Genomic DNA, 9,186 nt, shown 5'->3' on the forward strand with positions numbered 1-9,186 from the left:
CCCAATGGATCCCACCCCCACACCTCGACCGCGGCCAACCCCGCACCAACACCTTCCACCACCCCGAAAAACTGCTCGACGAGTGTGACGACGACGGCGGCCCGTAGCGGCGAGATCGTCAGGCAGGCCTACTCGCAGTCATCGTCCCGCACGGCGGCCTTCTCCAGATCGGTCAAAGCGGGCTCGACCCGATCGGCCAGGTCGTCGATGTCGTTGGCCACCTCGGGCGTCGTCACGAAACCGAAGTCCAGGTAGTCCTGGTAGGAGAAACAGGTGATGTTCAGCGCGACGTCCATCACGGGCGGCCCCAGCGGCACCAACGAATCCAGTTTGGCGCCGGCCATATACAACGGGAACGGCGGGCCCGGGACATTGGAGACAACCAGGTTGATGGGAGCCAGGTTTCGCGACAGCCCGCTGGCGGTGTAGGCCCGCGCGGCCAGCTGCAGCAACCCCGGCGGGGTGGTCTCGGTCAACCCCATGATCTGATGCGCCGACAACGCCTTGGCCATCAGCTTGGCGTTCTGGGTGCTTTCGTGGATGGCCCGCAGCCGCTCGCCCGGATCTTCGACATCGGTGGCCAGCGAGACGGTCATGGAGCTGACCTTGTTGCCCACGTCGTCCTTGTCGCTGTCGGTGCGCGTCGAGACCGGGATCTGCGCGATGAGCGGTTTCGCGGGCAGCTCACCGCGTTTCTGTAAATAGTCGCGTGCGGCGCCGGCCACCAGTGCCAGCACGACGTCGTTGAGCTTGACGCCGTAGGCCTCCTTGACGACTTTGGCGCGGGCCAGTTCGACGCGGCAGCCGGTGACGCGCCGATGCGGCGAGACCGGTGCGTTGAAACGGGTTTTGGGCGCCTCGAAATAGCGTGGCGGCCTGCTGCGCAGTCCCAGGGTGGCGATCTGCTGGCGCACGGTCTGCTCCATCAGCCGCGCGATGCGGAACGGCGTCTTGACGCCCACGTTGATCAGGGCGCCCACCGCGCGCCGTTCCAGCCGCGGGAGCTGGAACCCCACCAGCGATCCGACCGTTTCCTGTTGCGGCGCACGCGGTTCCGGTGTGACGTCCAAGAGAATCTCGCCGAGTCCCGCGCCTGAGACGCCGTCGACGATGGCGTGGTGCATCTTGGTCAGCGTGGCGATCCGGCCGCCCTCGACGCCCTCGATCACCCACATCTCCCACAGCGGCCGGGACCGATCCAGCTTGTAGGACATCAGCCGCCCGACCAGCTCCTCGAGCTCGCGGCGACCGCCCGGCGCGGGAACCCCGATGCGGCGGAGGTGGAAGTCGACGTCGAGCTCCTCGTCCTCGACGAACCACGGCCGGTCCAGGCCCAGCGGCGCACCCGTGACCCGCCACCGCAACTGCGGGACCTCGGGCAGGCGCTCGATGAGTAATTGACGCAGACGTTGAAAGCTGTACTCCGAGCATTCCTTCGGGTCGCAAATCGCCAGCGCCCCTACGTGCATGTGCCAGCCCGTGGTTTCGGCTGACCAAAACGCCGCATCGACACTCGAAAGCCGCTTCATCCCCTGACCGTAGCCCCGGCAAGCCCGTCCCCACTAGCAAATGCCCGACAATCAGCTGGGCGTCCTCAGGCGTCGGCTGGGCGCGATCAGGCGTCGGCTGATTCGCCCGACTCCTCAACCCGCCGCTTCGCGGTGCGCATCGTCGTCAGGCGTCCTCCAGCAAGTCCGGCGTCACCGCCGACTCGGTGTCGGGAATGCCCTCGACCTTCGCCTTGCGGTCGGCCATCGACAGCAGCCGCCGAATACGGCCCGCCACAGCATCTTTCGTCATCGGCGGGTCCGCGAGCCGGCCGAGCTCCTCCAGCGATGCCTGCCGGTGCTCGACGCGCAGCTTGCCGGCCGAGGCGAGATGGTCGGGCACGGTGTCGCCCAGGATCTCCAGCGCCCGCTCCACCCGGGCCGCGGCCGCCACCGCCGCCCGCGCCGACCGGCGCAGGTTGGCGTCGTCGAAGTTGGCGAGCCGGTTGGCGGTGGCCCGGACCTCGCGCCGCATCCGGCGCTCCTCCCACACCAGCCTGGTGTCCTGCGCGCCCATCCGGGTCAGCAACGCGCCGATCGCCTCGCCGTCGCGCACCACCACCCGGTCGGCGCCGCGCACCTCGCGGGCCTTCGCGCTGACACCGAGCCGTCGCGCGGCGCCCACCAAAGCCAGCGCCGCTTCCGGGCCCGGGCAACTGACTTCCAGGGCGGACGACCGTCCCGGCTCGGTCAGCGACCCGTGCGCCAGGAACGCTCCGCGCCACGCGGCTTCGGCGTCGCCGACGCTGCCGCCCACCACCTGGGCCGGCAGCCCGCGCACCGGGCGGCCGCGATTGTCGAGCAGACCGGTCTGGCGCGCCAGCGCCTCGCCGTCATTGGCTACCCGCAACACGTACCGGGTGCTCTTGCGAATTCCGCTGGCGGACAACACATGCACGACCGCGTTGTATCCGTAGAGTTCAAAAATGTCCTTGCGCAACCGCCGCGCGACATTGCCCAGGTCCACCTCGGCCTCGACCACGACGCGACCGCCGACGATGTGCAGCCCACCGGCGAACCTCAGCAGGGAGGTGACCTCCGCCCGGCGCGCGCTGACCGATTTCACAACGAGCCGGCTCAGTTCGTCCTTGACTTCGGTCGTCATCGCCACGCGTCGTCACCCCTTGGTCCGCTGCCGGCCGGCCCACTCCCACCGGCTGGTGGGCTTGCACCGTCGACCCGAATATCCGCGGTGGCCGTGACCGAAGACGCTCCCGGAGCCTTGTGGGCCGCCCGGACCCCGTCCAGGGCCGCCGCGAGCTTGCCTGGATCATGTAAAGGTGTACCAGGTCTGGCCACATCGGCGAAGTGGACCTCGGCCGAAAGCAGTGTGGCGGTGCGCCGCAATTGCTCGCGTTCCCGTTCACTGGGCACCCGTTCGGCGTCGATGATGATGTCGTGCACGGTGAATCCCGGTGCGTGCTGGGCCAGCACGTGCAGATGACGCTCGACGGAGAACCCGGCCGTCTCTCCCGGTTCGGCCACCAGATTCAGCACCAGCGCGCGCCGCGCGGTGGTCGCCCGCAGCGCCGCCGCCAGTCCGGGCACCATCACGTGCGGGATCACGCTGGTGAACCACGACCCGGGGCCCAGCACAACCAGATCGGCGGCCATGATCGCGTCGACGGCCTGCCGCGTCGCCGGCGGGTTGTCCGGCAACAGCCGCACGCGGCGCACCTTGCCCGGCGTGGTCGCGATTGCCACCTGACCGCGGATCAGCCGGAACATCCGCGGGTCGCTTTCCAGGCCGGAGACGTCGGCCTCGATCTGCAGCGCGATCGGGCACATCGGCAGCACCCTGCCCTTGACGCCGAGGATGCGCCCCAGCTCGTCGAGGGCGGCCACCGGGTCGGCCAGCACCTCGGACAGGCCGGCCAACATCAGGTTGCCGATCGGATGCCCGGCCAGCGCCCCGCTGCCCCCGAACCGGTGCTGCAGGATCGTCGCCCACAACCGCCCGTGCGGGCTGTCAGATGCCAACGCGGCCAAGGCCATTCGCAGATCACCCGGCGGCACCACGTCCAGTTCGCTGCGCAGCCGGCCCGAAGATCCACCATCGTCGGCGACGGTCACCACCGCGGTCACATACGGCGTCAACCGGCGGGCCGCCGACAGCGTCGCGTACAGGCCGTGACCACCGCCCATCGCGACGATGCCCCGGTTCATCGGCTCGGTCATTCGCGGCCCAGATCCCGGTGCAGCACCCGCACCGACAGTTGGGCCTCGCCTTTCTCAGCCTTGAGCAACTGCACCAGCGCCTCGGCGATCGCCACGCTGCGATGCTTGCCGCCGGTGCAGCCGATGGCGACCGTCATGTAGCGCTTTCCCTCCCGGCGGTAGCCGTCGACGACCAGAGATAGCAATCGATGGTAAGCGTCGAGGAACTCGCCCGCGCCCGGCTGGCTCAACACGTAGTCCCGCACCGCGGGGTCCTGCCCGGTGCGGGGACGCAATTCGTCGACCCAATGCGGGTTCGGCAGGAACCGGACGTCCATCACCATGTCGGCGTCCATCGGCAGGCCGTATTTGAAGCCGAAGGACTCGACCGTGACGCTGATGGTCGCGGTGGCTGCACCGCCGAACGCCCGCTCGATGGTCTCGCGCAGGCCGCGCACCGACAGCGTCGAGGTGTCGATGATCAGGTCGGCGGTGGCGCGAACAGAAGCCAGCATGCGGCGCTCGGCCGCGATGCCCTCGGCCAGCGTCTGATCGCCCTGCAGCGGGTGGCTGCGGCGATTCTGCTCGTAGCGGCGCACCAGCATGTCGTCGGATGCTTCCATGAACACCACGCGCGGGGCGATGTTTCGGGTGGCCAGCTCGATGCGCACCGAATCCAGGTCGCCGGTGAAGCCGCGCGACCGCACGTCCATCACCACCGCGAGCTGGGTGATCCGCGAACCGGCGGCCAGACCGAAATCGACCATCCGGGTGATCAGCTGCGGGGGCAGATTGTCGGCCACATACCAACCGAGGTCCTCGAGCACCTTGGCTGCGGTACCCCGTCCGGCGCCGGATAATCCGGTCACCAGCACGACGTCGATGCCGGCCGGGGCGTCCACCGAGGGTCCGCCCGCGAACTCACCCGGGTCCGTCATTGCGCGGCCTTGGACTCAGCGGGTCGCAGCGCCTCCAGGACGGCGGTGGCGGTGGCCACCCCGATACCCGGAACGGCGGTGATCTGTTCGACGGTGGCCTCCTTGAGGCGGGCTATCGATCCGAAATGGCTTACCAACGCCTTTCGGCGATGTTCTCCCAATCCTGGCACCGAATCGAGCACCGATGCCGTCATACGCTTGGATCGCTTGCTGCGATGGTAGGTGATCGCGAACCGATGCGCCTCGTCACGAACGCGTTGCAGCAGATGAAGCCCCTCGCTGTTGCGCGGCATGATGACGGGGTCGGGCTCGGAGGGCACCCATACCTCTTCCAGCCGCTTGGCCAGGCCGATCACCGCGACGTCGGTGATGCCGAGCTCCTCGAGCACCGCGCTGGCCGCGTTGACTTGCGGGGCTCCGCCGTCGACGACGTACAGATTCGGTGGGTAGGCGAAACGGCGCGACTTTCCTTCCGCGGAAAGCATATTCGGGTCGTTTTGCTCACTCAGGTGCCGTGCGAAGCGACGGCGGGTCACCTCCGCAATCGAGGCGACGTCGTCGGAGCGTCCCTGCCCGGCGGCTTCCCGGATGCCGAAGTGCCGGTAGTCCGATTTGCGCGGCAGACCATCCTCGAACACCACCAGCGAGCCCACCACGTCGGTGCCCTGGACATGGCTGATGTCCACGCATTCGATGCGCAGCGGCGCATCGGACAAGCCGAGGGCCTCCTGAATGTTCTGCAGCGCAGCGGATCTGGCGTTGAAGTCGCCGGCGCGCCGCAGCTTGTGTTGCTGCAGCGCCTCTTTCGCGTTGCGCTGCACGGTTTCAGCCAGCGCGCGTTTGTCGCCGCGCCGCGGCACCCGCAGCGCCACCCGGGACCCGCGCAGGCCGGACAGCCAACTGGTCAGCTCGTCGGCATTGGACGGCAGGCAGGGCACCAGCACCTCACGCGGCACCGGGTTGGTGGATTCGTCTGCGGCGCCACCCAATTCGGCCTGCTCGCCGTAGAACTGGGTGAGGAACTGCTCGACCAGCTGTTCCTCACCGGAATCGCCGGCTTCCGCGGACTTTTCGACGATCCAGCCGCGCTGACCGCGCACCCGGCCACCGCGCACGTGGAACACCTGCACCGCGGCCTCCAGCTCGTCGTCGGCGAATGCCACCACATCGGCATCGGTGCCGTCGCCGAGGACCACGGCCTGTTTTTCCATCGCCCTCTTCACGGCGCCCAGGTCGTCACGCAGCCGCGCGGCCCGCTCGAAATCGAGTCGCTCGGCCGCGGCGTTCATCTGCTGTTCCAGCTCCCGGGCGAACCGATCGGTCTTGCCCGACAGGAAGTCGCAGAAATCGTCCACGATCTGGCGATGCTGCTCCGCACTGACCCTGCCGATGCATGGCGCTGAGCACTTGTCGATGTAGCCGAGCAGGCAAGGACGGTCGATCTGCTTGTGCCGCTTGAACACTCCCGCCGAGCAGGTGCGGGCCGGAAACACCCGGGTGAGCAGATCCAGCGTCTCGCGGATGGCCCACGCGTGCGAGTACGGCCCGAAGTAGCGCACCCCTTTGCGGCGGGGGCCCCGGTAGACCATCAGCCGGGGAAACTCCTCGTTGAGGGTCACCGCGAGCACCGGATACGTCTTGTCGTCGCGATAGCGGACGTTGAACCGCGGGTCGAACTCCTTGATCCAGTTGTATTCGAGTTGCAACGCCTCGACTTCGGTGTTTACCACCGTCCACTCGACCTTGGCCGCGGTGGTCACCATCTGCCGGGTGCGCGGGTGCAGGCTGGCGATGTCGGCGAAGTATGACGTCAGCCGGCTGCGCAGGCTCTTGGCCTTACCGACGTAGATGACTCGCCCGTACGGATCCCGGAACCGGTAGACGCCGGGCTCGACCGGGATGGACCCGGGAGCGGGGCGGTAGGTGGCGGGATCGGGCACAGATCCAGGCTAGTAGCCGACCGTGCGGTGCCGAGAAAGGCGGGGGGCGTGCGGGTGCCGGTTTACTGTGGTGGATACCCGTCACCGCAATGTTTGGGGGGATTACCGTCGAGTCCTCGCTAGCCTGGGTGCTGCAGCCCGTCGGTGTCGACACCTTCCTCGACGAGATCTGGGCGCGCACACACCACCACATCCGGCGATGCCGGCCGGGCTACTTCGACCGCCTGCTGCCCGGGCCGAGCGCCGTCGACGCACTCCTGGAGCATGTGCAGCCGGAACCGTCGGCCGTGCGGCTGGTGAAGGGCGGCCAGGACCGAGATCCGGCGACCTACCTGCGCGCCGACGGTGGCTTGGACCCGGTCGCGGCATGCGACGGCCTGGCCGACGGCTACACCATCGTCGTCAACGGGCTCGAGCGATACCTGCGCACGGTCGCCTCGCTGTCCCACGCGATCGAGGTCGAGCTGAACTACCCGACGCGCGTCAACGCCTACGTCACGCCACCGGAGTCGACCGGCTTTGTCCCCCACTACGACCCGCACGACGTGCTCGTCCTGCAGATCGAGGGATCCAAGATGTGGCATGTGTCCGACGCCGCCGCCGTGCCGCCGCACGAAATCCAGCGGCGCAAGGGCGTGGCAACGGACGGGCTCGCGGCGTCGACCGACGTGCGCCTGCAACCCGGGGACGTGCTGTATCTGCCACGCGGCCAAGTGCATTCGGCCGAAACGCACTCCGAGCAGTCGATCCATCTGACGGTCGGGCTGCACGCGCCCACCGTGCTCACGCTGCTTTCGCACGAGCTGTACGCGCTGGGTCAGCGCGACCCGCGCGTGCACACCCGCTTGTCGCCACGGCACCTCGATGACGCGACGGCCCGCGCCGGCGTGGGCGACCTCGTGCGCGATGCCCTGCGCGGCCTCGACGATCCCGAGATCCTCACCGAGAGCCTCCAGGCGCTGGCCGACGTCCTGGTCCGGCGGGGCCGGTGCCCTCCGGTCGGACGGGTCCGCGACACTGTCGGGATCGACGTGGACACGCTGGTCGCGAAGTATGAACCGCTCTACGCGCGGGTCGCGCGCGTCGACGACCGCGTCGTCCTGCACTTTGCGCAGCTGTCGGTGGGCGCCGGCGCCGACCATGCGGCCGCGCTGCGGTTCCTCGCCGGCAGCACCGAGCCCTTTCGGGTGGGTGATCTGCCCGGGCTGAACGCGGCGCAGCAGCTGGGGCTGGCGCAGACGCTGATCCTGAACGGCTTTTTGGTCCGGCTGTCCGATGGCTGACAATTACCTTCGCATCTCCGGTGAAAGTGGCATGTTCTATCCGATTTTGCGGATATTTTCGGCGTAAGCTTCGGTACACGCGGATCATCGATCGGGCGGCCGCTGTCGTCATCGCATAGCTGTCCCGTCGCACCACCTGGACGCGTCGGTTGATCCATGACGCGATTTCGGTGGTCGGCCCCCGCCGAGGCCGCACGCCGCATCGACCGGTTCTCGGGAGGAGCGCAACATGGCAGCACCGGCGCGCCGGGGTGGTCCACGATGACCATGCCGATCTGGGCCGCCTTTCCCCCGGAAGTCCATTCGGCGGCGCTGTCCAGCGGCCCGGGGCCGGGATCGTTGCTGGCGGCCGAGCAGGCCTGGCAGGCGCTGAGTGCCGAATACGACTCGGCGGCAACCGAACTCGGCGAGTTGCTGGCGGCGGTACAGGCCGGCACATGGCAGGGACCCAGCGCAGAGGCGTACGTGGCCGCCCATGTGCCGTACCTGGCATGGCTGCTGCAGAACAGTGCCAACAGTTCGGCAGCCGCCTTAGAGGCCGATACCGTGGCCGCGGCCTACACCGCCGCGCTGTCCGCCATGCCGACGCTGGAAGAGCTGGAAGCCAACCACGCCACATTCGCCCAACTGGTGGCAACGAATTTCCTTGGCGTGAACACGATTCCGATCGCGCTCAACGAAATGGACTATCTGCGGATGTGGCTGCAGGCGGCCACCACGATGGCGATCTATGAAGCCGTGTCCCAGACTGCGCAGACGTGGGTGCCGCCGACCTCTCCGCCCCCGCGGATCCAGCTGGCCAACCCGCCTAACCAAGACGCGGGCGGCGGGGCAGATCAGCTGAGCTGGTGGGTGACTCGGGTGCAGGAAGTCGCCCAGGAACTGAACGCGGACCTGAGCCATTCTGGCGGGTCCAACCCGTCATCGGTCCTCAACAGCCTGATGACCGACCCGCTGCTCGCGGCCAAGGTTCCGCACTGGGCGGGCGAGGCGCTCTACACATTCCCCACTACCCAGGTGCCGCAATTGGCGCAGCTCTCCGCCGGCCTGATCGCCCCCTTCCTCCCCGTCGCCGGTGCGGCGGGTTCGGCGGGGCTGGCCGGATTGGCCGGCGTGACGCAACCCGCCCCCGCGCTGCCGCACGCGGCGGCCGCCCCGGCGCCGTCGCACACGGGAGCGCCCGTCGCGTTGGCACCCGGCCTCGGCACGCCCGCCGCCGCCCCGGCCCCCGCGCCCCGCTCCGCCCTCCCCCCCCCCCCCCCCCCCCCCCCCCACCGCGCCCCCCCCCCCCCCCCCCCCCCCCCCCCCCCCGACATGTTCC

8 protein-coding genes are annotated in these 9,186 nt (G+C 68.9%); 3 read left to right on the top strand and 5 right to left on the bottom strand.

Annotated features, from left to right (window positions below):
• Positions 1-107, top strand: a 107-nt coding sequence (locus BST14_RS32745; protein WP_438502210.1) for a hypothetical protein, incomplete at its 5' end; no start/stop codon positions are given.
• 21 nt (positions 108-128) lie between these two features.
• Here BST14_RS32745 and BST14_RS26790 read toward each other — a convergent pair.
• From BST14_RS26790 to uvrC, 5 genes are all read right to left on the bottom strand, one after another.
• Positions 129-1,529 carry a WS/DGAT/MGAT family O-acyltransferase gene (locus BST14_RS26790; RefSeq protein WP_083067324.1) on the bottom strand — a complete coding sequence of 467 codons (1,401 nt, stop codon included), beginning with the start codon at positions 1,527-1,529 and terminating at the stop codon, positions 129-131.
• A 145-nt stretch (positions 1,530-1,674) separates the two neighbouring features.
• Complete coding sequence (gene whiA, locus BST14_RS26795; RefSeq protein WP_083067329.1) at positions 1,675-2,652, bottom strand: DNA-binding protein WhiA; 978 nt, start codon at positions 2,650-2,652, stop codon at positions 1,675-1,677.
• Positions 2,649-3,713 (bottom strand): uridine diphosphate-N-acetylglucosamine-binding protein YvcK, encoded by a 1,065-nt coding sequence (yvcK, locus tag BST14_RS26800; RefSeq protein WP_142279633.1) that lies wholly within the window; start codon positions 3,711-3,713, stop codon positions 2,649-2,651. The genes whiA and yvcK overlap by 4 nt, the downstream gene beginning before the upstream one ends.
• An 8-nt stretch (positions 3,714-3,721) precedes the next feature.
• Positions 3,722-4,642: an RNase adapter RapZ gene (rapZ, locus tag BST14_RS26805; protein WP_083067326.1), complete on the bottom strand. Its 921-nt coding sequence runs from the start codon at positions 4,640-4,642 to the stop codon at positions 3,722-3,724.
• Positions 4,639-6,582 carry an excinuclease ABC subunit UvrC gene (uvrC, locus tag BST14_RS26810; protein WP_083067327.1) on the bottom strand — a complete coding sequence of 648 codons (1,944 nt, stop codon included), beginning with the start codon at positions 6,580-6,582 and terminating at the stop codon, positions 4,639-4,641. Before uvrC ends, rapZ begins: the two co-directional genes overlap by 4 nt.
• Positions 6,583-6,683: 101 nt before the next feature.
• Between uvrC and BST14_RS26815 the strand changes: the two genes are divergently transcribed.
• Together BST14_RS26815 and BST14_RS26820 are read left to right on the top strand one after the other, a co-directional pair.
• Complete coding sequence (locus BST14_RS26815; RefSeq protein WP_142279634.1) at positions 6,684-7,865, top strand: cupin domain-containing protein; 1,182 nt, start codon at positions 6,684-6,686, stop codon at positions 7,863-7,865.
• 261 nt (positions 7,866-8,126) lie between these two features.
• On the top strand, positions 8,127-9,186 hold a 1,060-nt coding region (locus BST14_RS26820), incomplete at its 3' end, for a PPE family protein (RefSeq protein WP_083067330.1).

This window comes from Mycobacterium arosiense ATCC BAA-1401 = DSM 45069 (assembly GCF_002086125.1).
Classification (GTDB): Bacteria; Actinomycetota; Actinomycetes; order Mycobacteriales; family Mycobacteriaceae; genus Mycobacterium; species Mycobacterium arosiense.